The sequence below is a fragment of the Enterobacter sp. RIT637 genome, from assembly GCF_019718755.1.
Taxonomy (GTDB): Bacteria; Pseudomonadota; Gammaproteobacteria; order Enterobacterales; family Enterobacteriaceae; genus Enterobacter.
This window is the reverse complement of record NZ_JAIHAZ010000005.1, coordinates 126389-150558: the sequence shown is the minus strand read 5'-3', so window position 1 is coordinate 150558 and position 24170 is coordinate 126389. Positions and strand designations below refer to the sequence as shown.

At 57.6% G+C, this 24170-nt stretch carries 25 protein-coding genes; 18 read left to right on the top strand and 7 right to left on the bottom strand.

Features of this window, described 5'->3' with window-relative positions; translation table 11 throughout:
• Nucleotides 1–404: 404 nt before the first annotated feature.
• Entirely contained in the window at nt 405–1976 is a 1572-nt protein-coding gene (garD, locus tag K5E19_RS10640; RefSeq protein ID WP_221551160.1) for a galactarate dehydratase, read from the top strand.
• Nucleotides 1977–2022: 46 nt separating this feature from the next.
• Here garD and K5E19_RS10635 read toward each other — a convergent pair whose 3' ends face one another.
• Entirely contained in the window at nt 2023–2826 is an 804-nt protein-coding gene (locus tag K5E19_RS10635) for a DeoR family transcriptional regulator (RefSeq protein WP_221551158.1), read from the bottom strand.
• A 251-nt stretch (nt 2827–3077) separates the two neighbouring features.
• On the opposite strand from K5E19_RS10635, the gene kbaZ reads away from it, so the two are divergent.
• The 11 genes from kbaZ (at nt 3078) to K5E19_RS10580 (ending at nt 15166) form a co-directional block, all read left to right on the top strand.
• A complete protein-coding gene (kbaZ, locus tag K5E19_RS10630; RefSeq protein WP_311775518.1) occupies nt 3078–4373 on the top strand; it encodes a tagatose-bisphosphate aldolase subunit KbaZ in 1296 nt (431 codons plus the stop codon).
• A 20-nt stretch (nt 4374–4393) separates the two neighbouring features.
• Nucleotides 4394–4867: a PTS N-acetylgalactosamine transporter subunit IIB gene (gene agaV / locus K5E19_RS10625; RefSeq protein ID WP_221551157.1), complete on the top strand. Its 474-nt coding sequence runs from the start codon at nt 4394–4396 to the stop codon at nt 4865–4867.
• Nucleotides 4868–4877: 10 nt separating this feature from the next.
• On the top strand, nt 4878–5657 hold the full coding sequence (gene agaW, locus K5E19_RS10620; protein WP_024906387.1) for a PTS N-acetylgalactosamine transporter subunit IIC: 780 nt from the start codon (nt 4878–4880) through the stop codon (nt 5655–5657).
• Nucleotides 5647–6525: a PTS N-acetylgalactosamine transporter subunit IID gene (agaE, locus tag K5E19_RS10615; RefSeq protein ID WP_221551156.1), complete on the top strand. Its 879-nt coding sequence runs from the start codon at nt 5647–5649 to the stop codon at nt 6523–6525. Before agaW ends, agaE begins: the two co-directional genes overlap by 11 nt.
• Nucleotides 6526–6541: 16 nt before the next feature.
• Complete coding sequence (agaF, locus tag K5E19_RS10610) at nt 6542–6976, top strand: PTS galactosamine/N-acetylgalactosamine transporter subunit IIA (RefSeq protein ID WP_023333563.1); 435 nt, start codon at nt 6542–6544, stop codon at nt 6974–6976.
• Nucleotides 6973–8106 (top strand): N-acetylglucosamine-6-phosphate deacetylase, encoded by a 1134-nt coding sequence (nagA, locus tag K5E19_RS10605; RefSeq protein WP_221551155.1) that lies wholly within the window; start codon nt 6973–6975, stop codon nt 8104–8106. Before agaF ends, nagA begins: the two co-directional genes overlap by 4 nt.
• A gap of 246 nt (nt 8107–8352) precedes the next feature.
• The gene (locus K5E19_RS10600) at nt 8353–9501 is read left to right on the top strand and encodes an SIS domain-containing protein (RefSeq protein WP_221551154.1); all 1149 of its coding nucleotides are present in this window, start codon (nt 8353–8355) and stop codon (nt 9499–9501) included.
• Between the two features lie 12 nt (nt 9502–9513).
• Nucleotides 9514–10386, top strand: a complete 873-nt coding sequence (kbaY, locus tag K5E19_RS10595) for a tagatose-bisphosphate aldolase subunit KbaY (protein WP_221551153.1) — start codon at nt 9514–9516, stop codon at nt 10384–10386.
• A gap of 116 nt (nt 10387–10502) precedes the next feature.
• Complete coding sequence (gene malX, locus K5E19_RS10590; protein ID WP_221551152.1) at nt 10503–12074, top strand: maltose/glucose-specific PTS transporter subunit IIBC; 1572 nt, start codon at nt 10503–10505, stop codon at nt 12072–12074.
• A 12-nt stretch (nt 12075–12086) separates the two neighbouring features.
• On the top strand, nt 12087–13259 hold the full coding sequence (locus K5E19_RS10585; RefSeq protein WP_221551151.1) for a MalY/PatB family protein: 1173 nt from the start codon (nt 12087–12089) through the stop codon (nt 13257–13259).
• A gap of 17 nt (nt 13260–13276) precedes the next feature.
• Nucleotides 13277–15166, top strand: a complete 1890-nt coding sequence (locus K5E19_RS10580; RefSeq protein WP_221551150.1) for an enterotoxin — start codon at nt 13277–13279, stop codon at nt 15164–15166.
• Between the two features lie 67 nt (nt 15167–15233).
• Here K5E19_RS10580 and rsmI read toward each other — a convergent pair whose 3' ends face one another.
• Complete coding sequence (rsmI, locus tag K5E19_RS10575; protein WP_221551148.1) at nt 15234–16097, bottom strand: 16S rRNA (cytidine(1402)-2'-O)-methyltransferase; 864 nt, start codon at nt 16095–16097, stop codon at nt 15234–15236.
• A gap of 62 nt (nt 16098–16159) precedes the next feature.
• Between rsmI and K5E19_RS10570 the strand changes: the two genes are divergently transcribed.
• The 4 genes from K5E19_RS10570 to dolP are packed head-to-tail and all read left to right on the top strand — an operon-like array spanning nt 16160 to nt 19850.
• Nucleotides 16160–18301 (top strand): penicillin-binding protein activator, encoded by a 2142-nt coding sequence (locus tag K5E19_RS10570; RefSeq protein WP_221551147.1) that lies wholly within the window; start codon nt 16160–16162, stop codon nt 18299–18301.
• Entirely contained in the window at nt 18259–18654 is a 396-nt protein-coding gene (locus tag K5E19_RS10565) for a YraN family protein (RefSeq protein ID WP_221551146.1), read from the top strand. The genes K5E19_RS10570 and K5E19_RS10565 overlap by 43 nt, the downstream gene beginning before the upstream one ends.
• A 20-nt stretch (nt 18655–18674) precedes the next feature.
• Nucleotides 18675–19265, top strand: coding sequence for a DnaA initiator-associating protein DiaA (gene diaA, locus K5E19_RS10560; RefSeq protein ID WP_003861754.1), 591 nt, complete (start codon nt 18675–18677; stop codon nt 19263–19265).
• Between the two features lie 9 nt (nt 19266–19274).
• On the top strand, nt 19275–19850 hold the full coding sequence (gene dolP, locus K5E19_RS10555) for a division/outer membrane stress-associated lipid-binding lipoprotein (protein ID WP_089599837.1): 576 nt from the start codon (nt 19275–19277) through the stop codon (nt 19848–19850).
• Nucleotides 19851–19916: 66 nt separating this feature from the next.
• Here dolP and K5E19_RS10550 read toward each other — a convergent pair whose 3' ends face one another.
• Together K5E19_RS10550 and K5E19_RS10545 are read right to left on the bottom strand one after the other, a co-directional pair.
• Complete coding sequence (locus K5E19_RS10550; RefSeq protein ID WP_221551145.1) at nt 19917–20954, bottom strand: permease; 1038 nt, start codon at nt 20952–20954, stop codon at nt 19917–19919.
• A gap of 40 nt (nt 20955–20994) precedes the next feature.
• Complete coding sequence (locus K5E19_RS10545; RefSeq protein ID WP_221551144.1) at nt 20995–21639, bottom strand: NAD(P)H-binding protein; 645 nt, start codon at nt 21637–21639, stop codon at nt 20995–20997.
• A gap of 128 nt (nt 21640–21767) precedes the next feature.
• Here K5E19_RS10545 and K5E19_RS10540 point away from each other — a divergent pair, with 128 nt between their 5' ends.
• Nucleotides 21768–22286: a type 1 glutamine amidotransferase domain-containing protein gene (locus tag K5E19_RS10540; protein ID WP_218308262.1), complete on the top strand. Its 519-nt coding sequence runs from the start codon at nt 21768–21770 to the stop codon at nt 22284–22286.
• Here the strand turns inward: K5E19_RS10540 and K5E19_RS10535 are convergent.
• A complete protein-coding gene (locus tag K5E19_RS10535; protein ID WP_023309322.1) occupies nt 22266–22700 on the bottom strand; it encodes a YhbP family protein in 435 nt (144 codons plus the stop codon). The two genes, K5E19_RS10540 and K5E19_RS10535, sit on opposite strands and share 21 nt — an antisense overlap.
• A gap of 14 nt (nt 22701–22714) precedes the next feature.
• On the opposite strand from K5E19_RS10535, the gene K5E19_RS10530 reads away from it, so the two are divergent.
• The gene (locus tag K5E19_RS10530) at nt 22715–23044 is read left to right on the top strand and encodes a GIY-YIG nuclease family protein (RefSeq protein ID WP_045260079.1); all 330 of its coding nucleotides are present in this window, start codon (nt 22715–22717) and stop codon (nt 23042–23044) included.
• Here K5E19_RS10530 and K5E19_RS10525 read toward each other — a convergent pair.
• Together K5E19_RS10525 and K5E19_RS10520 are read right to left on the bottom strand one after the other, a co-directional pair.
• Nucleotides 23031–23534, bottom strand: coding sequence for a GNAT family N-acetyltransferase (locus K5E19_RS10525; RefSeq protein ID WP_010435964.1), 504 nt, complete (start codon nt 23532–23534; stop codon nt 23031–23033). The genes K5E19_RS10530 and K5E19_RS10525 overlap by 14 nt on opposite strands.
• Nucleotides 23528–24052: an SCP2 domain-containing protein gene (locus K5E19_RS10520; protein WP_221551143.1), complete on the bottom strand. Its 525-nt coding sequence runs from the start codon at nt 24050–24052 to the stop codon at nt 23528–23530. Before K5E19_RS10520 ends, K5E19_RS10525 begins: the two co-directional genes overlap by 7 nt.
• Between the last annotated feature and the right edge of the window lie 118 nt (nt 24053–24170).

The following is a 24170-nucleotide window of genomic DNA, read 5'->3' as shown; positions in this document are numbered from 1 at the left end:
CCTCAGGCACAGCGAGATTTATATTTATAATTTTTAGAAAACTTATTTTCTGATTATTTATCGATCGCAGGTAATATCAGGTAATTAACCAGACGCAATATCAATGTGATTCAGTATAATCATCGCTTTATGGCATCGCACTGGATTAACGCTCAATTATCACACCTGAAATGAATAATTTTTTGAGCATATGCACAAAGCACTGGGCGCTGCTGCACAGAATCACGCATTCGCAGCTACAGGGCGCCATCCCTCGCTTTAGTGGGTGATCTGGATCACATTCTTATATCAAAAGTCCTGACATTCTTTATTTAAGAAAGCAGCGTCTTTATTTCGACAATAAGTAAATAACTATCTGCATGGCTGCATTAATGATCAGACACTTTGCTGGAGAATAGTGAACAATGGCCGACATTGAAATTCGACAGGCATCGCCGACGGCGTTTTATATAAAAGTACATGACACCGATAACGTGGCGATTATTGTCAACGACAACGGCTTAAAAGCGGGAACCCGTTTCCCGGACGGGCTGGAACTGATTGAGCATATTCCGCAGGGGCATAAGGTGGCGCTGGTGGATATCCCGGCGCACGGTGAAATCGTGCGCTACGGTGAAGTCATTGGCTATGCGGTGCGCGCCATTCCTCAAGGGAGCTGGATTGAGGAGTCGCTGGTTGAACTGCCAACAGCGCCGCCGCTGAATACCCTGCCGCTGGCGACGCGCGTGCCGGAACCGCTTCCACCGCTGGAGGGCTATACCTTCGAGGGCTACCGCAACGCGGACGGCAGCGTCGGCACCAAGAACCTGCTCGGCATTACTACCAGCGTGCACTGCGTGGCGGGCGTGGTGGATTACGTGGTGAAGATCATCGAGCGCGACCTGCTGCCAAAATACCCGAACGTGGATGGCGTAGTGGGCCTGAACCACCTCTACGGCTGCGGCGTGGCGATCAACGCGCCCGCGGCGGTAGTGCCGATCCGCACCATTCACAATATTGCCCTCAACCCGAACTTCGGCGGCGAGGTGATGGTCATCGGTCTGGGATGTGAAAAGCTTCAGCCTGAGCGCCTGCTGCAGGGCACCGAGGATGTGAAAGCGATTCCGGTAGACGATGCCAGCATCGTGCGCCTGCAGGACGAGCATCACGTCGGCTTTCGATCGATGGTCGACGATATTTTGCAGGTGGCTGAACGCCATCTGGACAAGCTCAACAAGCGCCAGCGTGAAACCTGCCCGGCCTCTGAGCTGGTGGTGGGCACCCAGTGCGGCGGCAGCGATGCGTTTTCCGGCGTGACCGCCAACCCTGCGGTGGGCTATGCCTCTGACCTTTTCGTGCGTTGCGGCGCGACGGTGATGTTCTCCGAAGTGACCGAAGTGCGTGACGCCATCCACCTGCTGACGCCGCGCGCCGTCAACGAAGAGGTGGGCAAACGCCTGCTGGAAGAGATGGCCTGGTACGATAACTATCTCGATATGGGGCAAACCGACCGCAGCGCCAACCCGTCGCCGGGCAACAAAAAAGGCGGACTGGCGAACGTGGTGGAAAAAGCCCTTGGGTCGATTGCCAAATCCGGCCAGAGCGCGATTGTCGAAGTGCTCTCTCCGGGCCAGCGCCCGACCAAACGCGGCCTGATTTATGCGGCAACGCCTGCCAGCGATTTCGTCTGCGGCACGCAGCAGGTGGCATCCGGCATTACGGTTCAGGTCTTTACCACCGGGCGCGGCACGCCGTACGGCCTGATGGCGGTGCCGGTGATTAAGATGGCGACCCGCACCGAGCTGGCAAACCGCTGGTATGACTTAATGGATATCAACGCGGGCACCATCGCCACCGGGGAAGAGAGTATTGAGGACGTGGGCTGGAAGCTGTTCCACTTCATTCTCGATGTCGCCAGCGGACGGAAGAAAACGTTCTCCGATCAATGGGGATTGCATAATCAGCTGGCGGTGTTTAACCCGGCACCGGTGACGTGACTTCCCCTCCTCCTGTCCTCTCCCCATAGGGGAGAGGGTAAAAAACTTAAACCAACACCACATCAATCCCGCTTTTCCGCAGCCCGTCCAGGCTCTCCGCCGGAATGCCTTCATCGACAATAATCATATCAATCCTTTGTGTATCAATGATTTTATGCAGGCTTGAGCGGTTAAACTTGCTGGAGTCCGTCACCACGATAATACGCTCCGCCACCTCGCACATTTTGCGGTTCAAACGGGCTTCATCCTCGTTGTGCGTGCTCACGCCGCGATCGAGATCGATGGCGTCAACTCCCAGGAACAGCAGGTCAAAATGGTAATTCTGTAGCGACTGTTCTGCCTGGTCACCGTAGAAAGATTGCGACTGACGGCGCAGATGCCCGCCGGTCATCAGCAGTTCCACCCCTTCCGCTTCCAGTAACGCATTCGCCACGTTCATCCCGTTGGTCATCGCAATGACGTCCGTGTGCTGGCGCAGCATGCGGGCGATTTCAAACGTCGTGGTGCCGGAGTCCAGAATAATACGGTGCCCGGGTTTGACCAGCGCGGCAGCGGCCTGCGCGATGCTGCGCTTCACCGCCGTATTCAGCGAGCTTTTATCCTCCACGGAAGGCTCAGCGCCCGGCATGTTGCCTTCGCAAATCAATGCCCCACCGTAAGCGCGAACGGCAATGCCCTGCTTCTCCAGGAACGCCAGGTCGTTGCGGATCGTCACCGTCGATACGCCGTACAGATGAGACAGGTCGTTAACCTGCACGCTTCCCTGCGCCCGCAACCGCTGAATGATCTGCTCTCGCCTTTCACTGGTCCCGGTGATGCGCTTTTTTGCGGATGAATCGGTGCTGCTCATACGAGCTCCTTAATAAATAAACTTTCGTTTCATTTCGTTTTGTCTATTAAGGCCTTTCTTTTTCGGGAATGCAAGTCCCGCCTTACGTCCAGACGCAAGCCTACACTGCGCTGAAAACTTTCATTATGTTTCTTTTGTGAAACAGATCGGAAAACTATTATCTTTCGTTTTATTTTTATCTCACCATGATGCAGGATTAAATGAAACAAAACGAAAGACAAGTGTCATTACCATCCGAAATGGAGAGGAAAGTGAAACATCTGACAGAAATGGTGGAACAACATAAACGAGGGAATTCAAACGGGATCTATGCCGTCTGTTCCGCACATCCGCTGGTACTTGAAGCTGCCATTCGTTACGCGCATTCGCATCAGTCGCCGCTGCTGATCGAGGCCACCTCCAACCAGGTGGATCAGTTTGGCGGCTATACCGGCATGACGCCTGCGGATTTTCACGGATTTGTCTGCAAGCTTGCCGAGTCGCTCGGCTTCCCGACGTCACAGCTGATCCTCGGCGGCGATCATTTAGGCCCCAACCGCTGGCAAAATCTCCCTGCGGAACAGGCGATGGCCAACGCCGACGATCTGATCAAAAGCTATGTTTCTGCCGGATTCAAAAAGATCCACCTCGACTGCAGCATGTCCTGTGAGGACGATCCGGTTCCCCTGACCGACTCGATCGTCGCCGGACGCGCCGCACGCCTGGCGAAAATTGCCGAAGCGACCTGTCGCGAGCAGTTTGGTGAATCCGATCTGGTTTACGTTATCGGCACGGAAGTGCCGGTTCCCGGTGGCGCGCACGAGGCACTCACCGAACTAGCCGTCACCACGCCGGACGCGGCACGCGCCACGCTTGAAGCGCACCGCCACGCGTTCGAAAAGGAAGGTTTGAGCGACATCTGGCCGCGCATTATTGGCCTGGTGGTCCAGCCTGGCGTGGAGTTCGACCATGCGCACGTCTGCGACTATCAGCCACAGAAAGCCGTTGCCCTGAGCAAAATGGTTGAAGCCTACGATACGCTGGTGTTTGAAGCGCACTCCACCGACTACCAGACGCCGCAGGCACTGCGTCAGCTGGTCAACGATCACTTTGCGATTCTGAAAGTTGGCCCCGCCCTGACCTTCGCCCTGCGCGAAGCGCTGTTCTCGCTGGCCGCCATAGAAGAGGAGCTGCTGCCGGCAAAAGCCAGCTCCGGCCTGCGTCACGTGCTGGAAAACGTCATGCTCGATCGCCCGGAATACTGGCAAAGCCATTACCACGGTGACGGCAACGCGCGTCGCCTGGCGCGCGGCTACAGCTACTCTGACCGCGTGCGCTACTACTGGCCGGACAGCCAGATTGACGACGCTTTTGAACGGCTGGTGCGTAACCTGGCAGACGAGCCTATTCCTCTGCCGCTGATCAGCCAGTACCTGCCGTTGCAGTATGGCAAAGTTCGCGAGGGCGCTCTCAAGTCAACGCCACGGGAACTCATCATCGACCACATTCAGGACATACTCCAGCAGTACCACGCCGCCTGCGAAGGCGTAACGACTCAAAACGCATAATTAAAAAAGAGGAAAACGCTATGCCAAACATTGTTTTATGCCGCATCGATGAACGCCTGATCCACGGTCAGGTGGGCGTGCAGTGGGTGGGGTTTGCGGGGGCAAACCTGGTGCTGGTCGCTAACGACGAGGTCGCTGAGGATCCGGTTCAACAGAACCTGATGGAAATGGTGCTCGCGGAAGGGATCGCCGTGCGCTTCTGGTCGCTGCAAAAAGTGATCGACAACATTCACCGCGCCGCTGACCGCCAGAAAATCCTGCTGGTCTGCAAATCACCCGCCGATTTTCTGAAGCTGGTTGAGGGCGGCGTGCCCATCACCCGTATTAACGTCGGAAACATGCACTACGCCAGTGGCAAACAACAAATTGCCAAAACGGTCTCTGTCGACGCGAACGATATCACCGCGTTCAACGGCCTGAAAGTGGCCGGTGTGGAATGCTTCGTTCAGGGCGTTCCAACAGAAACTGCTTTGGATCTCTTTAAACTGCTCTGAGGGATTCACAATGGAAATCAGTCTGTTGCAGGCGCTGGGGTTAGGCATACTCGCCTTTATCGCCGGTCTGGATATGTTTAACGGGTTAACGCACATGCACCGCCCGGTGGTACTCGGGCCGCTGGTCGGCCTGATTCTGGGCGATCTGCACACCGGCATTTTGACCGGCGGGACGTTAGAGCTGGTCTGGATGGGGCTGGCCCCGCTCGCGGGTGCCCAGCCGCCTAACGTCATTATCGGCACCATCGTGGGTACCGCATTTGCCATCAGCACCGGCGTGAAGCCAGAAGTTGCGGTTGGCGTCGCCGTGCCGTTTGCCGTGGCGGTTCAGATGGGGATTACGTTCCTCTTCTCGGTGATGTCCGGCGTCATGTCGCGCTGCGATCGCATGGCGGCCAATGCAGATACTCACGGTATTGAACGGGTTAACTATCTTGCGCTGCTGGCGCTCGGCATCTTCTATTTTCTGTGCGCGTTCCTGCCGATCTACTTCGGTGCGGAACATGCGAAAACCGCCATTGACGTTCTGCCAGCGCGTCTGATTGACGGCCTCGGCGTCGCGGGCGGCATCATGCCAGCCATCGGCTTCGCCGTGCTGCTGAAGATTATGATGAAAAACGTCTACATCCCTTACTTCATTATCGGCTTTGTCGCCGCCGCCTGGCTCAAGCTTCCGGTGCTGGCGATTGCGGCGGCCGCGCTGGCCATGGCGCTGATCGACCTGATGCGTAAATCACCTGAACCGACGGCTCCCGCCGCTCAGAAAGAGGAATTCGAAGATGGCATCTAACCAAACCACCTTGCCGGGCGTGTCTGAAAGCGAAGAGACGCTGCTGACCGGCGTGAATGAAAACGTCTACGAAGACCAAAACATCGGTGCCGAGCTGACGAAAAAGGATATTAACCGCGTGGCCTGGCGTTCCATGCTGCTGCAGGCCTCGTTTAACTACGAACGTATGCAGGCCTCCGGCTGGCTGTACGGGTTGCTGCCCGCGTTGAAAAAGATCCACACCAACAAGCGGGACCTGGCGCGGGCGATGAAAGGCCATATGGGCTTCTTTAACACCCACCCGTTCCTGGTGACCTTTGTTATCGGCATCATTCTGGCGATGGAGCGGTCCAAGCAGGATGTAAACAGCATCCAGAGCACCAAAATTGCCGTCGGCGCGCCGCTTGGCGGTATTGGCGACGCCATGTTCTGGCTGACCCTGCTGCCCATCTGCGGCGGTATTGGTGCCAGCCTGGCGCTGCAAGGATCGATTCTGGGCGCGGTGATCTTTATCGTGCTGTTTAACGTGGTACACCTCGGCCTGCGTTTTGGCCTGGCGCACTACGCTTACCGGATGGGTGTCGCGGCCATTCCGCTGATTAAAGCCAACACCAAAAAGGTTGGCCACGCGGCGTCTATCGTGGGGATGACGGTGATCGGCGCGCTGGTGGCAACCTACGTCCGCCTCAATACCACGCTCGAAATCAAGGCGGGTGATGCGGTCGTCAAACTGCAGGCCGACGTCATTGACAAGCTGATGCCCGCGTTCCTGCCGCTTGTCTACACCCTGACGATGTTCTGGCTGGTACGCCGCGGCTGGAGCCCGCTGCGGCTAATCGGTATCACCGTGCTGCTGGGCGTTGTCGGTAAATTCTGTCACTTCCTGTAAAAGCAAAGAGGTTGCGATGTTAGGCATTATTTTGACGGGTCACGGCGGGTTTGCCAGCGGGCTTGAGCAGGCGATGAAGCAGATCCTCGGCGAGCAGCCGCAGTTTATCGCCATCGATTTTCCGGAAACCTCCACCACCGCGCGGCTGACCGCTCAGCTTGAGCAGGCGGTGAGCGAACTCGATGCGCAGCACGATATTGTGTTTCTCACCGACCTGCTCGGTGGCACGCCGTTCCGCGTGGCGTCAACGCTCGCGATGCAAAGGCCGGGCAGCGAAGTGATCACCGGCACCAACCTGCAGCTGCTGCTGGAGATGGTGCTGGAGCGCGACGGATTAAGCAGCGAAGCGTTTCGTCTGCAGGCGCTGGAGTGCGGACACCGCGGCTTGACGAGCCTGGTGGACGAGCTGGGGCGCTGTCGCGAGGAAGCCCCTGCCGAGGAAGGGATATGAGCCAGCTGCTGCGCGCGCGACGGATCCTTACCGAACGGGGGTGGCTGAACGACCACCAGCTACGCATTGAAAGCGGCGCGGTTGCGGCGATTGAACCCATTCCGGCGGGCGTTACGACGCGTGATGCGGAGCTGCTTTGCCCGGCCTATATCGATACGCACGTCCACGGCGGCGCGGGCGTGGACGTCATGGATGATGCGCCGGACGTGCTGGACATCCTGGCAATGCATAAAGCGCGTGAAGGCGTGGGCGCATTTCTGCCCACCACCGTGACCGCACCGCTGGAGAGTATCCACGCCGCGCTGATGCGGATTGCCCGGCGCACTCGGTCCGGCGGCCCCGGCGCGCAGATCCTGGGCAGCTATCTGGAAGGACCGTACTTTACGCCGCAGAACAAAGGGGCGCATCCGCCGGAGCTGTTCCGGGAGCTGGATATCGCCGAGCTGGACAGGCTGGCTGACGTTTCACAGGGCACGCTACGGGTGGTGGCGCTCGCGCCAGAAAAGCCCGGCGCGCTGCAGGCGATTCGCCATCTTAAACAGCGCGGTATACGCGTGATGCTGGGCCACGGCGCTGCCACGTACCGGCAAACTCTCGCCGCGTTTGATGCGGGTGCCGACGGGCTGGTTCACTGCTACAACGGCATGACGGGGCTGCACCACAGAGAGCCCGGCATGGTCGGCGCAGGGCTTACGGACAAACGGGCGTGGCTGGAGCTGATTGCCGACGGACACCACGTCCATCATGGAGCGATGCGCTTATGCTGCTGCTGCGCGCAGGATCGCGTGGTGCTGATTACCGATGCCATGCAGGCGGCAGGTATGCCGGACGGACGGTACACGCTCTGTGGTGAAGAGGTCTCGATGCAAAACGGCGTGGTTCGAACCGGCTCCGGCGGGCTGGCGGGCAGCACGCTGTCGCTGGATGCCGCGGTCAGGAATATGGTGGAGTATGCGGGCGTAACCACCGAAGACGCTATCCATATGGCCTCGCTGCACCCTGCCCGACTGCTGGGCGTTGAAGGTCAGCTCGGATCCTTAGCCCAGGGTAAACGCGCCAATATCATTGCGCTGGACGGGGGTTTACACCTCCAGCAGATCTGGATTCAGGGCCTGGCTCTCCCCCTTTAGCCCTTTTATTGTGTCTCCTGTTGGCCTTACGGCACCCGATCGTAAGGCCTTTCTTTTCCTTTCCTTAACTCTTCCCTTTCCTTTCACGATCACACTTTTCGTTTTATTTCTTTTCTTTCATTGAACTTTCGATTTCTTTTCTATAGATTTTATTTAACTGCTTAAGTGAACAAGTGAAACGAAACGAAAGATAGCGACACGATTGCCAGCGTCTGATGTGGAATTCACACGACTAAGGACTGAGTTATGCCACAAACCACTACCGCCGCGACAACCGGCACCTGGACCGAGGAAGAGATCCGCCAGCAGCCTGCCAGCTGGATCCGCTCGCTCAACAACATCGATAACCTGCGTGCTTCGATCGACAGTTTCCTGACGCCGCTGCTGCGCAAGGACGACCTGCGGATCGTCCTGACCGGCGCGGGCACGTCCGCCTTTATCGGCGATATCGTTTCTCCCTGGCTCGCGAGCTACACCGGGAAAAACTTCACTGCCGTCCCGACAACCGATCTGGTCACAAACCCGATGGACTACTTCAGCCCTGCGCATCCGCTGCTGCTGATTTCGTTTGCCCGCTCCGGCAACAGCCCGGAAAGCGTCGCGGCCGTCGAGCTGGCAAACCAGTTCGTGCCGGAGTGCTACCACCTGTCCATCACCTGCAACGAGGCGGGGAGCCTGTACCAGAACGCCGTCGACAGCGATAACGCCTATGCCCTGCTGATGCCAGCCGAAACGCACGATCGCGGGTTCGCGATGACCAGCAGCATCACCACCATGATGGCGAGCTGTCTGGCGGTGTTTGCTCCGCAAAGGATCAATAGCCACACCTTCCGCGACGTGGCCGATCGCTGTCAGGCGATCCTCACTACGCTCGGCGATTTCAGCCACGGCGTCTTTGGCAATGAACCGTGGAAACGCGTCGTCTATCTGGGAAGCGGCGGCCTGCAGGGCGCGGCGCGCGAATCGGCGCTGAAGGTGCTGGAGCTGACGGCGGGCAAGCTGGCGGCGTTTTACGACTCCCCGACGGGCTTCCGTCACGGGCCGAAGTCTCTGGTCGATAGCGAAACGCTGGTGGTGGTGTTTATCTCCAGCCATCCGTATACGCGTCAGTACGATCTGGATCTGCTGGCCGAGCTGCACCGCGATCGCCAGGCCCTGCGCGTCGTCGCCATCGCCGCTGAAAACGATCCGGTCATTGAAGCGGGTCCGCACATTCTGCTGCCACCTTCACGTCCATTTATCGATATGGAACAGGCGTTCTGCTTCCTGATGTATGCCCAGGTCTTTGCGCTCACCCAGTCGCTCAGCGTAGGCAATACGCCCGATACGCCATCCGCCAGCGGGACGGTCAACCGCGTGGTGCAGGGCGTTGTTATTCATCCGTGGCAGGCTTAAGAGGATCTGATTATGAGTATTATCTCGACGAAATATCTTCTGCTGGACGCGCAGGCAAAAGGCTACGCCGTGCCGGCGTTCAACATCCACAACGCGGAGACGATCCAGGCGATCCTCGAAGTGTGCAGCGAAATGCGATCGCCGGTGATCCTCGCGGGCACGCCGGGCACCTTTAAGCATATTGCGCTGGAAGAGATCTACGCCCTGTGCAGCGCGTACTCCCACACCTACGACATGCCGCTGGCGCTGCACCTCGATCACCACGAATCGCTGGATGATATACGCCGCAAGGTCAACGCGGGCGTGCGCAGCGCGATGATCGACGGCAGCCACTATCCGTTTGAACAAAACGTGAAGCTGGTGAAGTCGGTGGTCGATTTCTGCCACCTCAACGACTGCAGCGTCGAAGCCGAGCTGGGCCGCCTGGGCGGCGTGGAAGATGACATGAGCGTGGACGCCGAAAGCGCGTTCCTCACCGATCCGCAGGAGGCGAAACGCTTCGTCGAACTGACCGGCGTCGATAGCCTTGCCGTCGCCATCGGCACCGCACACGGCCTGTATACCAAACGTCCGAAAATCGACTTCCAGCGGCTAGCGGAAATTCGCGAAGTGGTCACCGTGCCGCTGGTGCTGCACGGCGCGAGCGATGTGCCGGATGAGTTTGTTCGCCGCACCATCGAGCTGGGCGTGTGCAAAGTCAACGTGGCCACCGAGCTGAAAATTGCCTTCTCTGACGCGGTTAAAGCCTGGTTTGCCGAAAACCCGCAGGGGAACGATCCGCGCTTCTACATGCGGGTAGGCATGGACGCCATGAAAGAGGTGGTCAGAAGCAAGATCGCCGTTTGCGGCTCGGCAAAACGGCTCCTGCTTCCTGCCGAAGCCTGATCCCATCGCGCATTACGTCAATACCTAAAAAATAACTATAAGCCTCGCAAATATGAAGGCGCGTCCTTAAGCCAGACAGCGCCTTCCATTATCCTAAAAATCCGAGGAGTCCCTACATGACACAGGAAAAGTCGTTTAAATCGAAAGCGTGGGAATTTTTCCAAAGCCTGGGAAAGACGTTTATGTTCCCGGTCTCTCTGCTGGCCTTTATGGGGTTGCTGCTGGGTATCGGTAGCTCCGTCACCAGCCCTTCCACTATTAAAAGCTTTCCCTTTCTGGGCGGTGAGTTAACGCAGCTGACCTTTGGCTTTATCGCCATGGTGGGCGGGTTCGCCTTTACCTATCTGCCGCTGATGTTTGCCATGGCTATCCCGATGGGCCTCGCCAAACGCAACAAGGCCGTGGGCGCCTTTGCCGGGTTCGTTGGCTATATGCTGATGAACATGAGCATCAACTACTACCTTACCGCCACCCACCAGCTTGCCGACGCCGCCACCATGAGGCAGGTTGGGCAATCGATCGTGCTGGGGATCCAGACCCTGGAGATGGGCGTGCTGGGCGGCATCGTGGTCGGGGTAATCACTTACTTCCTGCACGAGCGTTTTCAGGACACCGTGTTACACGATGCCTTTGCCTTTTTCAGCGGCATTCGTTTCGTGCCGATTATCACCGCCCTTACGCTGTCGCTGGTCGGGCTGTTTATCCCGCTGTTGTGGGAATACGTGGCGCTGGGGATTGCCGGAATTGGCCATATCATTCAGAGCACAAGCGTTTTTGGACCGTTCCTGTACGGCGTAGGCGTGCTGCTGCTTAAACCCTTTGGTCTGCACCATATCCTGCTGGCGATGGTACGCTTCACGCCGGCAGGCGGCATTGAGATGGTCAACGGTCATGAAGTGGCCGGCGCGCTGAATATCTTCTACGCCGAGCTGAAAGCCGGACTGCCGTTTAGCCCGCACGTTACCGCGTTTCTGTCACAAGGCTTTATGCCGACCTTTATTTTTGGCCTGCCTGCCGTGGCGTACGCCATCTACCGCACCGCGCGCCCGGAAAACCGCCCGGTGATTAAGGGGCTGCTGCTTTCCGGCGTGCTGGTTTCCGTCGTCACCGGTATTTCAGAACCGATTGAGTTTCTGTTCCTGTTTATCGCCCCCGCGCTTTACGCCTTCCATATCGTGATGTCGGGCCTGGCGCTGATGGTGATGGCCCTGCTGGGGGTCACCATCGGCAACACCGACGGCGGGATTTTGGATCTGCTGATCTTCGGCGTGATGCAGGGAATGTCGACCAAATGGTATCTGCTGTTCCCGGTCGGTATCGCCTGGTTTGCCATCTACTTCTTCGTCTTCCGCTGGTACATCCTCAAACACGATATCAAGACGCCGGGCCGTGAGGTGGACGTGCAGGGTGCGCAGCAGGCCGTCGAAGCCAACACCCGCGCGCGTGGAAAATCGAAATACGATCACGGGCTTATCCTGCGCGCGCTCGGTGGCAAAGAGAACATCGAGTCGCTCGACAACTGCATCACCCGCTTGCGTCTGGTCGTGAAGGAGATGGGGCTTATCGATCAGCAGGCGCTGAAAGCGGCTGGCGCCCTGTCGGTGGTGGTGCTGGATGCTCACAGCGTTCAGGTGATCATCGGCCCGCAGGTGCAAAGCGTCAAAACCGGCATTGAAGCCTTAATCTAACAGGGGATTGTTGTGTTTGATTTCGACAAAATCATCGAGCGTAAAAGCGATAAGTGCCGTAAATGGGACCATGCGTTTGTCTGCTCACGCTTTGGGGATGTCCCGCAGGGGTTTATCCCGCTGTGGATCGCAGATATGGATTTCACCTCGCCACCGGCCGTTATTGAAGGCTTCCAGCGCATCGTGGAGCACGGCACCTTTGGCTATACTTGGTGCTTCGACGAATTTTACGACGCGGTGATCGCCTTCCAGCGCACGCGTCATCAGGTTGAGATGGAGAAGTCGTGGATCACCCTGACCTACGGCACCGTCTCCACGCTGCATTACACGGTCCAGGCATTCTGCACGCCTGGCGATAGCGTGATGATGAACACGCCGGTCTACGATCCGTTTGCGATGGCGGCGCAGCGCCAGGGCGTGCGGGTGCTTGCTAACCCGCTGTCCGTGAAGCAAAACCGCTATCAGCTGGATTTTAATCTGGTTGAAGATCAGCTCAAAACCCACCGTCCAAAACTGTGGTTCTTCTGCTCGCCGCATAACCCCTCGGGCAGGATCTGGCGCGCGGATGAGATATGCCAGGTCTCCGATCTCTGTAAACGCTACGGCACAATTCTGGTTGTCGATGAGGTTCACGCTGAGCACATTCTGGACGGCATATTCGTCAGCTGTCTGAGCTCGGGCTGTGCCGCACTGGACAACCTGATCGTGCTGACGTCGCCAAATAAAGCCTTCAACCTGGGCGGGCTAAAAACGTCCTACTCCATGATCCCGGACGATTCGCTGCGCCAGCGCTTCCGCCAGCAGCTTGAGAAGAACTCGATTACCTCACCCAATATGTTCGGCGTATGGGGGATTATTCTCGCCTACCAGCACGGCCTGCCGTGGCTCGACGCGCTGAACGGCTATCTGCAAGGGAACGCCCGCTACCTTGCGGACGCTATGCAGACCCATTTTCCGGCGTGGAAGATGATGAACCCGGAATCGTCGTACCTGGCCTGGATAGACGTAAGCGCCGACGACCGCAGCGCCACAGAGTTGACCCAACATTTCGCCCAGCAGGCCGGTGTCGTGATTGAAGACGGCAGCCACTACGTGCAAAACGGCGAAAACTACCTGCGGATTAACTTCGGCACCCAGCGCTACTGGCTGGAGCAATCCATCAACCGAATGCTGAAGCATTACTAATAAGGAATCTTACCCTGATGAAAAAAGTGCTCACACTCTCGATGCTGGCCCTGTTTGTTTCTCACGGCGCTCTGGCCGCCAACTACGCGCTGGATAACGACAATATTGCTCTGTCGTTTGACGATGCCAGTTCAGCGGTAGTGGTAAAAGACAAGAAAACGAACCACCCCATCACGCCGCAGGAGCTGTTCTTTCTGACGCTGCCGGACGAGACAAAAATCCACACCGCGGATTTCACCATCAAGCACGTCGAAAAGCAGGACAACGCAATTGTCGTCGACTTTATCCATCCTGACTTTAACGTAACGGTGAAGCTGAACCTGGTGAAGGGGAAATACGCCAGCATCGACTACACCGTTGCCGCAGTCGGCCAGCCGCGAGACGTGGCGAAAATTACCTTCTTCCCGACCAAAAAGCAGTCTCAGGCCCCCTACGTTGACGGGGCGATCAACAGCTCGCCAATCGTTGCTGATTCGTTCTTTATTTTGCCGGACAAGCCCATCGTTAACACTTACGCCTATGAAGCGACCACCAATCTCAACGTAGAGCTGAAAACGCCGATCCAGCCAGAGTCGCCGGTCAGCTTTACCACCTGGTTCGGCACCTTCCCCGAAATCAGCCAGCTGCGCCGCAGCGTGAACCAGTTTATTGATGCCGTGCGTCCGCGACCGTACAAGCCTTATCTGCACTACAACAGCTGGATGGATATCGGCTTTTTCAATCCGTACACCGAGCAGGATGTGCTGGGGCGGATGGACGAGTGGAATAAGGAGTTCATTACCGGACGCGGCGTGGCGCTGGACGCCTTCCTGCTGGACGACGGTTGGGACGACCTTACCGGGCGCTGGCTGTTTGGCCCGGCATTCAGCAACGGTTTTGGCAAGGTTCGGGAAAAAGCCGACAGCCTGCACAGCTCGGTCGGACTGTGGCTCTCACCGTGGGGAGGCTACAACAAACCGCGCGACGTGCGCGTCTCGCATGCAAAAGAGTATGGGTTCGAAACCGTCGACGGGAAGCTGGCACTGTCAGGGCCGAACTACTTTAAGAACTTCAATGAGCAGATCGTTAAGCTTATCAAAAACGAGCACATTACCTCATTCAAGCTGGACGGGATGGGTAATGCCAACGCGCATATCCAGGGCAGCCCGTATGCCTCGGATTTTGACGCATCTATCGCCCTGCTGCACAACATGCGCAGCGCCAACCCGAATCTGTTTATCAACCTGACGACAGGTACCAATGCCAGCCCGTCCTGGCTGTTCTACGCCGACTCGATCTGGCGCCAGGGCGATGACATCAACCTATACGGCCCCGGCACGCCGGTGCAGCAGTGGATGACCTACCGCGATGCGGAAACGTACCGCTCCATTGTGCGCAAAGGCCCGCTGTTCCCGCTGAACTCGCTGATGTACCACGGGATCGTCAGCGCGGAAAATGCCTATTACGGGCTGGAGAAAGTCCAAACGGACAGCGATTTTGCCGATCAGGTCTGGAGCTACTTCGCGACCGGCACGCAGCTGCAGGAGCTGTATATCACCCCTTCAATGCTGAACAAGGCGAAGTGGGATACCCTGGCGCAGGCGGCGAAATGGTCCCGGGATAACGCCAGCGTGCTGGTGGATACGCACTGGATTGGTGGCGATCCAACCGCGCTGCAGGTTTACGGTTGGGCATCCTGGAGCAAGGACAAAGCAATTCTCGGCTTGCGTAACCCGTCGGATAAGCCGCAAAGCTACTTCCTGGATTTGGCGAAAGACTTCGAAATCCCGACAGGAAACGCGGCGCAGTTTAGTCTGAAAGCGGTGTACGGCAGTAATTCAACCGTACCGGAGGAGTACAAAAACGCGGTGGTGATTACGCTGCAGCCGCTGGAAACGCTGGTGTTTGAAGCGGTGCCAGGAAAATAAAAAGTGTTCAGATCTGTAGGCCGGGTAAGGCGCAGCCGCCACCCGGCAAAAAAAGGCGGAGTATGGATCACTCCCCCTGCTGCTCCAGCGCATGCTTATACAGCGCATTTTTCTTCACGCCGTGGATCTCCGCCGCTAATGCCGCCGCTTTCTTCAGCGGTAGCTCTGCCTGCAGCAGCGCCAGCGTGCGCAGCGCGTCGGCTGGCAGCGCGTCTTCCTGCGCTTTATGCCCTTCGACAATCAGCACCATTTCACCCTTGCGGCGGTTTTCGTCTTCCTTCACCCACGCCAGCAGTTCGCCCACCGGTGCACCGTGGATCGTTTCCCAGGTTTTGGTCAGCTCGCGCGCCAGCACCACGTAGCGGGATTCACCCCAGACGGTCACCATATCGTCCAGGCTTTCCAGCAGGCGGTGCGTGGATTCGTAGAAAATCAGGGTGCGCGGCTCGGCTTCCAGATCCTTCAATACGTCGCGACGGCCTTTGGATTTGGCGGGCAGGAAGCCTTCATAGCAGAAACGGTCAGACGGCAGACCTGCGGCGCTTAACGCAGCAATAGCGGCGCACGGCCCCGGCAGAGGTACAACGCGAATACCGGCTTCACGGCAGGTACGCACCAGGTGATAGCCCGGATCGTTGATCAGCGGCGTACCGGCGTCGGAGACCAGCGCAATGTTCTGCCCTTCCTTCAGTTTCGCTACCAGCGTTTCAGCTTTTTGTTGCTCATTGTGATCGTGCAGGGCAAACAAACGGGCGTTAATCGCGAAATGTTGCAGCAGTAAGCCGGTGTGGCGGGTATCTTCAGCGGCAATTAAATCAACAGCTTGCAACACGGTGAGCGCACGTTGGGTAATATCAGACAAATTCCCGATAGGAGTAGGTACAATATAAAGCTGGCCTTGAGAATTATCTGCCGTTTCGTGTTGTTTCATTGTTTCGTCCGTATTGCCGATTTAATATTGAGCATTGCGTAAAAAAAATCACTGGATACAGTATGGTACCGTTAACGTTTCTTCGAAAAAAAGCCACGCGCAGCGTGCCGCTTCTGCTCGCAGCCCTGATCTTTGCAGGCTGTGGCACCCAGGCACCCGATCAGACCGCTGCCCATATGCAGGGATCCGCTCAGGCTGATTCTGGCTTTTATCTGCAACAAATGTCGCAGAGCTCAAATGATACCAAGACCAACTGGCAATTACTCGCCATTCGTGCACTGCTGAAAGAAGGGAAAACCCAGCAGGCCGCCGAACTGTTCAATCAGCTGCCGCAGGATCTTAACGACGATCAGCGCCGCGAGCAGGGTCTGCTCTCTGCTGAACTGAAGGTGGCGCAGAAAGATTATGCGGCTGCGAAGAAAATCCTCGGAGACATCGACGTCGGGGCGCTGGACAAAAACCAGCAGGCGCGCTTCTGGCAGGCGGGCATTACCGCCGAGCAGGGTCGCCCTTCCCTGACGCTGCTGCGCGCGCTTATCGCCCAGGAGCCGCTGCTCGCCGGTGCGGATAAACAGAAAAATATCGATGCAACCTGGCAGGCGCTCGCCTCCATGACCCAGGAGCAGGCGCAAACGCTGGTTATTAACGCCGACGAAAATGTCTTGCAGGGCTGGCTGGATCTGCAGCAGATGTGGTTTAACAACCGCAGCGATCCAACGATGCTGAAAGCAGGTATTACCGACTGGCAGACCCGCTACCCGCAAAACCCGGGCGCAAAAATGTTGCCGACGCAGCTGGTGAATGTGCAGAACTTTAAGCCAGCCTCAACCAGCAAAATAGCGCTGCTTCTGCCGTTGAACGGCCAGGCGGCGGTCTTTGGTCGCACCATTCAGCAAGGCTTTGAAGCGGCGAAAAACGGGACGACTGCCGTAAGCGGTAGTGCTGTACCGGCTCAGTCCGCGCAGGCTGCTAACGTGAACGACGTTGTCAGCCCTTCTGCCGTTGAAACCAGCGACCTGACTGCAACACAGGCGCCAGCGCAGGGAACGATGCAGAACCCGGTCACCGCGCCGACGACGCCACCAGCAGCAACGCCAGCACCTGAAGCAGTACAGGCTCCTGCGGAAACTCAGGCTCCCGTGACGGCTGAACAGCCACAACCGCAAGCCGCGCCAGCAGAACAGCAACCTGCCACTCAGCCTCAGGCCGTGGCAACCACCAGCGCCAACCCGAGTGCTGAGCTGAAAATCTACGACACCACCGCTCAGCCGCTCGATCAAGTGCTGGCGCAGGTGCAAAAAGATGGCGCGAGCATCGTTGTCGGCCCTCTGCTGAAAAACGACGTGGATACGCTGATAAAGAGCAACACCACGCTGAACGTGCTGGCGCTTAACCAGCCAGAGAACGTGCAGAACCGCGCCAACATCTGCTACTTTGCTCTCTCGCCAGAAGATGAAGCCCGCGACGCGGCGCGTCATATTCACGAACAGGGTAAACAGGCGCCGCTGCTGCTGATCCCGCGCAGCGCGTTGGGCGATCGTGTTGCCAGTGCCTTTGCCGATGAGTGGCAGAAGATCGGCGGTGGCGTGGTGCTGCAACAGAAGTTCGGTTCCGTCTCTGAATTGCGCGCTGGCGTCAACGGCGGCGCAGGTATCGCCCTTAACGGCAGCCCGGTCAGCGCCAGCCTGCCGCAGCAGCAGAGCGTAACCATCGGCGGCCTGACCATTCCTGCACCGCCTACCGACGCGCAAATCAGCGGTGGCGGCAAAGTGGATGCGGCCTACATTGTCGCGACGCCGGAAGAGATTGCCTTCATCAAGCCGATGATCGCGATGCGCAACGGCAGCCAGAGCGGCGCAACCCTATACGCCAGCTCGCGCAGCGCGCAGGGCACCGCAGGCCCGGATTTCCGTCTGGAAATGGACGGCCTGCAGTACAGCGAAATCCCAATGCTCGCGGGCAGCAACCCGCCGCTGATGCAGCAGGCGCTGAGCTCGGTACGTAACGACTACTCGCTGGCACGTCTGTATGCGATGGGCGTGGATGCGTGGGCGCTGGCAAACCACTTTACCCAGATGCGTCAGGTGCCGGGCTTCGAGCTTAACGGCAACACCGGCGATCTGACCGCCACTCAGGATTGTGTGATTAACAGGAAGTTATCATGGCTCAAATACCAGCAGGGGCAGATCGTCCCGGCCAGTTAAGCCGTAAAGAGACCGGCGATGCGTGGGAGTTAAAAGCGCGTCGCTGGCTTGAAGGCAAAGGACTGCGTTTTATCGCCGCCAACGTCCGCGGGCGCGGCGGCGAAATCGACCTGATCATGAAAGACGGTCAGGTCACCGTGTTTGTAGAAGTGCGTTTTCGACAGTCCTCCCGTTTTGGCGGTGCTGCCGCCAGCGTGACGCTCGCCAAACAACAAAAATTATTACAGACTGCCCTCTTGTGGCTTGCCCGCCATAATGGGAGCTTTGATACTGTGGATTGCCGGTTCGATGTGATAGCCTTCACCGGAAATGAGATCGAATGGCTTAAAAACGCTTTTGGCGAAGACGCATAATTGAGATTTAAAGGGATAACGTGCTCGAAAGAATTAAAGTGTGCTTCACAGAAAGCATTCAAACACAAATTGCCGCGGCGGAAGCCCTCCCGGACGCGATCTCCCGCGCAGCAATGACGCTGGTACAGTCTCTTCTGAACGGCAACAAAATCCTCTGTTGTGGCAATGGCACCTCAGCCGCCAACGCACAGCATTTTGCTGCCAGCATGATCAATCGTTTTGAAACAGAACGCCCGAGTTTACCTGCCATTGCACTTAATACCGATAATGTGGTCTTAACAGCGATTGCTAACGATCGTCTACATGACGAGATTTACGCGAAGCAGGTGCGCGCCTTAGGCCATGCCGGGGACGTGCTGCTGGCCATCTCCACGCGCGGTAACAGCCGGGATATCGTGAAAGCCGTTGAAGCAGCGGTCACCCGCGATATGACCATCGTTGCGCTGACCGGCTATGACGGCGGCGAGCTGGCAGGTTTACTGGGGCCGCAGGATGTGGAAATTCGTATTCCGTCTCACCGTAGCGCGCGTATTCAGGAGATGCACATGCTCACGGTCAACTGCTTATGCGATCTGATCGATAACACGCTTTTCCCTCACCAGGATGATTAAGGAGTTCTAATGAAGGCTTTATCGACCCTTGCAGTCCTTATGTCTGCACTTCTACTTCAGGGATGTATTGCCGCAGCTGTTGTCGGTACCGCAGCTGTCGGCACCAAAGCGGCAACCGACCCGCGTTCTGTCGGGACGCAGGTTGATGACGGCACGCTGGAGCTGCGCGTCAACAGTGCGCTGTCGAAAGACGAACAAATCAAGAAAGAAGCGCGTATTAACGTAACGGCTTATCAGGGCAAAGTGCTGCTGGCAGGCCAGGCACCTAATACTGAATTAGCCTCCCGCGCTAAACAGATCGCGATGGGTGTAGAAGGGACAACAGAGGTGTTCAATGAGGTGCGCCAGGGCCAGCCAATTGGTTTGGGCGATGCGTCTTCCGATACCTGGATCACCACCAAAGTGCGCTCTCAGCTGCTGGGATCGGACCAGGTAAAATCGTCAAACGTGAAAGTAACCACCGAGAACGGCGAAGTGTTCCTGCTGGGTCTGGTGACCGAGCGTGAAGGGAAAGCGGCGGCGGATATCGCCAGCCGGGTGAGTGGCGTGAAGCACGTCACCACCGCGTTTACTTACATTAAATAATAAAAATCCCCTCACTTGAGGGGATTTTTTTGTAGGCCCGGTAAGCATAGCGCCACCGGGCGTTTTTCACAGAAGCGCAATACTCCCCACCACCACGCCACTCAACGCCACCAGCCCCGCGGTCAACCACAGCGCTTTCGCCGGGAATGACTTACGCAGCATGATAAGCGACGGCAGGCTGATCGCCGGCAGCGTAATCAGCAACGCCAGCGCCGGGGCGGTCCCCATGCCGGCCAGCATCATGGTCTGAACAATCGGAATTTCCGCCGCCGTTGGGATCACGAACAGGCAGCCCGCAACCGCCATTGCGATAACCCACATCAGGGTGTTGTCGATAGCGCCATCCGCATGCGGGAACAGCCAGACGCGCGCCGCCCCCAATACCAGCACCGCCAGGATATAAACCGGGATGGTGCTCCAGAAAAGCTGCCACAGCGCGTTGCCCCAGCGGGCAAAAAATCCGCCCTGTGGCTCGCTGATCTCCAGCTCAACGGCAGCGGTCTCAGGCGCGTTGTCCTTCACCAGTTTTTGCACCAGCGTCGCCACCACCAGCACCGTCGCCAGCCCGGCCACCAGGCGGATAGCCGCAAAATGCCAGCCCAGCACGAAGCCCATAAACACCAGCGTCGCCGGGTTGAGCAGCGGGTTACCCATCCAGAACGCCAGCGCGCCGCCCATCGACACGCGCTGACGACGCATCCCTGCAGCCACGGGCGCGGCACAGCAGGAGCACATCATCCCCGGCAGGGAGAAAATCGTCCCCAGCAGCGTGCCCTGAAAGCGCGGCTGACCAAGCGTTTTCACCAGCCAGTTGCGGGGGATAAGCACCTGAATCAGCGAGCCCAGGATCACGCCTAAGACGGCGGCCTTCCAGACGGCAAGGAAGTAGACCATGGCGTAATCCCACGCAGCCTGAAGCGGGCTGGAATCAGCCTGAGCGAGAATAGATTTACCGATGCTGTGCGTTTCGGCGGCGGTGAAGGCTTTGCCGTAGTACGGCTGCCATTTCACATACCAGAGGCCAATAATGACCACGAGAAAGAAAAGTGCGGGCTTCCACCATTGAACAGGTGTTGCCGCCTGAGATGAAGACTGACCAGTCATAGCATTCCCCGGAGAGTGTTATTTAATTAGCCGGGGGAGTTTACGCCTCGTCCTGAGCTATTTCACGCAGTTTTGCCGAAGGGATAATGTTGACCCCCGCTTTCAACGGCGCCAGCCCCTCTTTTAGCATCGCAAGAGCGACGTCCCGCGCGTCGATGGATTTCAAGTTGCCAGGAAGGATCTTAAACAGCGGGGCCAGTATCGACTCGTTAAACCGGCGTTCGTCCCTGTGGCCGCTCAGCATCGAGGGGCGCACAATCGTCAGTTGCTCCCATTTCTGCGCAATCAGCGCATCCTCCATCTTGCCCTTCACCTTGTTGTAGAAGAAAGGCGACCCGGCATTGGCGCCCAGCGCGCTGACCACCAGAAAATGTTTGGCCCCCAGCTTTTTCGCCGTGAGCGCGGTGTCCACTACCAGCGTGTAGTCGGCATGGATAAATGCCTCTTTGCTGCCCGCCTCGCGCCGCGTGGTGCCCAGACAGCAAAAGGCGATATCAATGGGATCCTGAACCTGCGCCAGCGCGTCCGTCAGCTGCGGATCGTGCGGGTTAAATACGCCGGAGACGTCCGCCAGCGGGCGACGCGTAGACGCTGCAATGTAGTTCACGCGGCGATCCTGAATCAGCAGCCGCAGCAGATGATCGCCCACCAGCCCGGTGGCGCCCGTAATCAATACCTGACTCATCGTATCCCCTTTACAGAATTGTCCGTTTGCGAACTCAGCGTCGTCGACCACACTTAGAAGTCTGTTACAGGTAAGTATTTACCACAAGCGGAGAAAAATCAGTCTGAAGCCAAAACAACGGAGGAAGCATGGGCAAGAAAATCGCAGTCTTGATCACCGACGAGTTTGAAGATTCAGAATTCACCTCTCCAGCAGAGGCGTTCCGCAAGGCGGGACATGAGGTCATCACCATTGAGAAAGAAGCGGGCAAAACGGTGACAGGCCATAAGGGCGAAGCCAGCGTGACGATTGACGAGTCAATTGATAACGTCAGCCCGTCCGATTTCGACGCCCTGCTGTTACCCGGTGGCCATTCACCCGACTCCCTGCGCGGGGACGAGCGCTTCGTCACCTTCACCCGTGACTTTGTGAGCACCGGTAAACCGGTATTTGCTATCTGCCACGGCCCGCAGCTGCTGATCAGCGCAGAAGTCGTGCGCGGGCGTAAGCTTACCGCCGTGAAGCCTATCGTTATCGATCTCAAAAATGCGGGGGCCGAGTTTTACGATCAGGAGGTGGTCAACGACAAAGACCAGCTGATCACCAGCCGAACGCCGGACGATCTCCCGGCGTTTAACCGCGAAGCGCTACGCCTGCTCGGCGCGTAGCCAGTGCAGCTTCTTGCCAAAGCCCAGGGTGTTGTCGGTAAATTTCAGCTCATCGAGGCGGATTTCCCACACCGGGGCTTTTAGCGCAGCTGCAACGGGAAAGCGGCGCGTGTAGAGCTTACGGCGCGCGTCGCTCTCTTCGCCATCCAGCCGACGAATTTCACCTTTAAACTGCACCCCACGGATCAGCGCGACCGTTTTCGGCTGGCCGTTCACCGTGCCCGCTACCTTTGCCTGCTGGCCGGTCATCTGTGCATGACGCGTTTTGTCTTCACTCATGACGTAAAAAGCCACGCGCTCAGGGTCGTAGTAGTAAAACGCGTTAGCGCACCACATCTCACCCTCGTCATAAACGCACCAGGTGACAACATGCTGCTTCGCCAGCCAGCGGTTAATGGCGGCCAGTGTTTCCATTTTCGTTCTCTCTCATGCTATGGTGCGTTCACCTTAACATACTGAATCTTTTTACCGTGTGCTGGTTTCTCTATCTTGTCCGAACCGCTGATAACGCTCTCTACACCGGGATCACCACCGATGTGGCGCGGCGTTTTTTACAGCATCAAACGGGGAAAGGAGCAAAGGCGCTGCGGGGGAAAGGGGAACTGCAGCTGGCATTTTCAGCCGCGGTGGGCGACAGATCGCTGGCGCTCAGGCTGGAATACCGTATCAAGCAGCTGACGAAGCGCCAGAAGGAGCGCCTCGTGACCGGAGACGGCTCCTTTGAGGCGCTACGCGAGAGCCTGATTAAAAGCGATTGAAATGGTCGTGGTAGTCCACCAGGCCATTGACGCCGTTAAGCGCGTCGTCCGCCAGACGGTGCACCTGGAAGGCGGACTCGGTCCCCGGCCAGCGGCAGCGCAGATCGTAATGCGCGGCCTGCTCGAAACCTAATCGACCATAGAACGCCGGATCGCCCAGCGTGACTACGGCGGCATAGCCAAACTCATTCAGCGAGTCCAGCCCTTCATAGACAAGCTGGCGCGCCAGACCTTGCCCGCGATAGTTTTCATCTACCGCCAGCGGTGCCATTCCCACCCACTGAAGGTCGTCGCCCTGAACGATGACCGGGCTGAAGGCAACATAGCCGACAACCTGACCTTCATCATCGGTAGCAACCAGCCCCAGCGTGATCAGACCGTCTTCACGGAGATCGTGGACCAGTTGAGCTTCCGCATCGCTCTCAAAAGAGCGGCGCAATAACGCATCGATACCCGGTGCATCAATCCCAATTTCGACTCGAATCAGCATGGCTCACCTACTGAAGTGTGTTTACCGTCCGGCGGGGTTTTCAACCCGGCCTCAACAAAATCTGCCATTTGCATCAACATCACGCGCAGCGCCTTCGGCATCTGCTCCAGCTCAATGGCATCCATTAAATTCTTCACATACAGGCCAAGCTCCGTGTCCCCTTCAATCACCAGACGGCGCTGGAAGAAGAGCGTATCCGGATCCTGCTTTCGCGCGGCGATCATCAGCAGATCGCTGGCGTTGGCGCTAAAGCTCACGTCCGCCTCGGCTGATTCGCGTACGATCAACTGGCCGTTCTCTACGGAGGTAAACCAGCGCAGCCCGATGTCACGCACCTCAATGCTCAGCCAGCGGCCTTCCAGGAACTCCAGCTCGCCGTCCTGCAGCGCCTGGCGGAACTGCCAGCTCAGGACCTGCTCCAGCACCTGGCGCTTAAGCGCGAACGGTGCCAGCTTGACCGGCACGCTCAGCATAGATGGACCAAATTGTACGAGACGTGAACGCAGTTTCTCCAGCACGAGCTTTACTCCCTGATATCTGTAATCCCGCTATTTTGCCACATCCATTCCAGAACATAGCGGCGTAAATCAACAAACCGTCGTCCGGCTTACCTCATTATTGGTGTCATCAATACGC

What these genes read in the sequence shown, in the direction of transcription:
- K5E19_RS10600 (WP_221551154.1), top strand. Translation starts at nt 8,353, where the DNA reads ATGCCACAAACCACTACCGCCGCGACAACCGGCACCTGGACCGAGGAA.
- agaW (WP_024906387.1), top strand. Translation starts at nt 4,878, where the DNA reads ATGGAAATCAGTCTGTTGCAGGCGCTGGGGTTAGGCATACTCGCCTTT.
- garD (WP_221551160.1), top strand. Translation starts at nt 405, where the DNA reads ATGGCCGACATTGAAATTCGACAGGCATCGCCGACGGCGTTTTATATA.
- K5E19_RS10580 (WP_221551150.1), top strand. Translation starts at nt 13,277, where the DNA reads ATGAAAAAAGTGCTCACACTCTCGATGCTGGCCCTGTTTGTTTCTCAC.
- K5E19_RS10570 (WP_221551147.1), top strand. Translation starts at nt 16,160, where the DNA reads ATGGTACCGTTAACGTTTCTTCGAAAAAAAGCCACGCGCAGCGTGCCG.
- agaE (WP_221551156.1), top strand. Translation starts at nt 5,647, where the DNA reads ATGGCATCTAACCAAACCACCTTGCCGGGCGTGTCTGAAAGCGAAGAG.
- K5E19_RS10635 (WP_221551158.1), bottom strand. Translation starts at nt 2,826, where the DNA reads ATGAGCAGCACCGATTCATCCGCAAAAAAGCGCATCACCGGGACCAGT.
- K5E19_RS10550 (WP_221551145.1), bottom strand. Translation starts at nt 20,954, where the DNA reads ATGACTGGTCAGTCTTCATCTCAGGCGGCAACACCTGTTCAATGGTGG.
- nagA (WP_221551155.1), top strand. Translation starts at nt 6,973, where the DNA reads ATGAGCCAGCTGCTGCGCGCGCGACGGATCCTTACCGAACGGGGGTGG.
- rsmI (WP_221551148.1), bottom strand. Translation starts at nt 16,097, where the DNA reads ATGAAACAACACGAAACGGCAGATAATTCTCAAGGCCAGCTTTATATT.
- K5E19_RS10525 (WP_010435964.1), bottom strand. Translation starts at nt 23,534, where the DNA reads ATGCTGATTCGAGTCGAAATTGGGATTGATGCACCGGGTATCGATGCG.
- kbaY (WP_221551153.1), top strand. Translation starts at nt 9,514, where the DNA reads ATGAGTATTATCTCGACGAAATATCTTCTGCTGGACGCGCAGGCAAAA.
- dolP (WP_089599837.1), top strand. Translation starts at nt 19,275, where the DNA reads ATGAAGGCTTTATCGACCCTTGCAGTCCTTATGTCTGCACTTCTACTT.
- agaF (WP_023333563.1), top strand. Translation starts at nt 6,542, where the DNA reads ATGTTAGGCATTATTTTGACGGGTCACGGCGGGTTTGCCAGCGGGCTT.
- K5E19_RS10545 (WP_221551144.1), bottom strand. Translation starts at nt 21,639, where the DNA reads ATGAGTCAGGTATTGATTACGGGCGCCACCGGGCTGGTGGGCGATCAT.
- malX (WP_221551152.1), top strand. Translation starts at nt 10,503, where the DNA reads ATGACACAGGAAAAGTCGTTTAAATCGAAAGCGTGGGAATTTTTCCAA.
- K5E19_RS10530 (WP_045260079.1), top strand. Translation starts at nt 22,715, where the DNA reads ATGCTATGGTGCGTTCACCTTAACATACTGAATCTTTTTACCGTGTGC.
- K5E19_RS10535 (WP_023309322.1), bottom strand. Translation starts at nt 22,700, where the DNA reads ATGGAAACACTGGCCGCCATTAACCGCTGGCTGGCGAAGCAGCATGTT.
- K5E19_RS10565 (WP_221551146.1), top strand. Translation starts at nt 18,259, where the DNA reads ATGGCTCAAATACCAGCAGGGGCAGATCGTCCCGGCCAGTTAAGCCGT.
- agaV (WP_221551157.1), top strand. Translation starts at nt 4,394, where the DNA reads ATGCCAAACATTGTTTTATGCCGCATCGATGAACGCCTGATCCACGGT.
- K5E19_RS10540 (WP_218308262.1), top strand. Translation starts at nt 21,768, where the DNA reads ATGGGCAAGAAAATCGCAGTCTTGATCACCGACGAGTTTGAAGATTCA.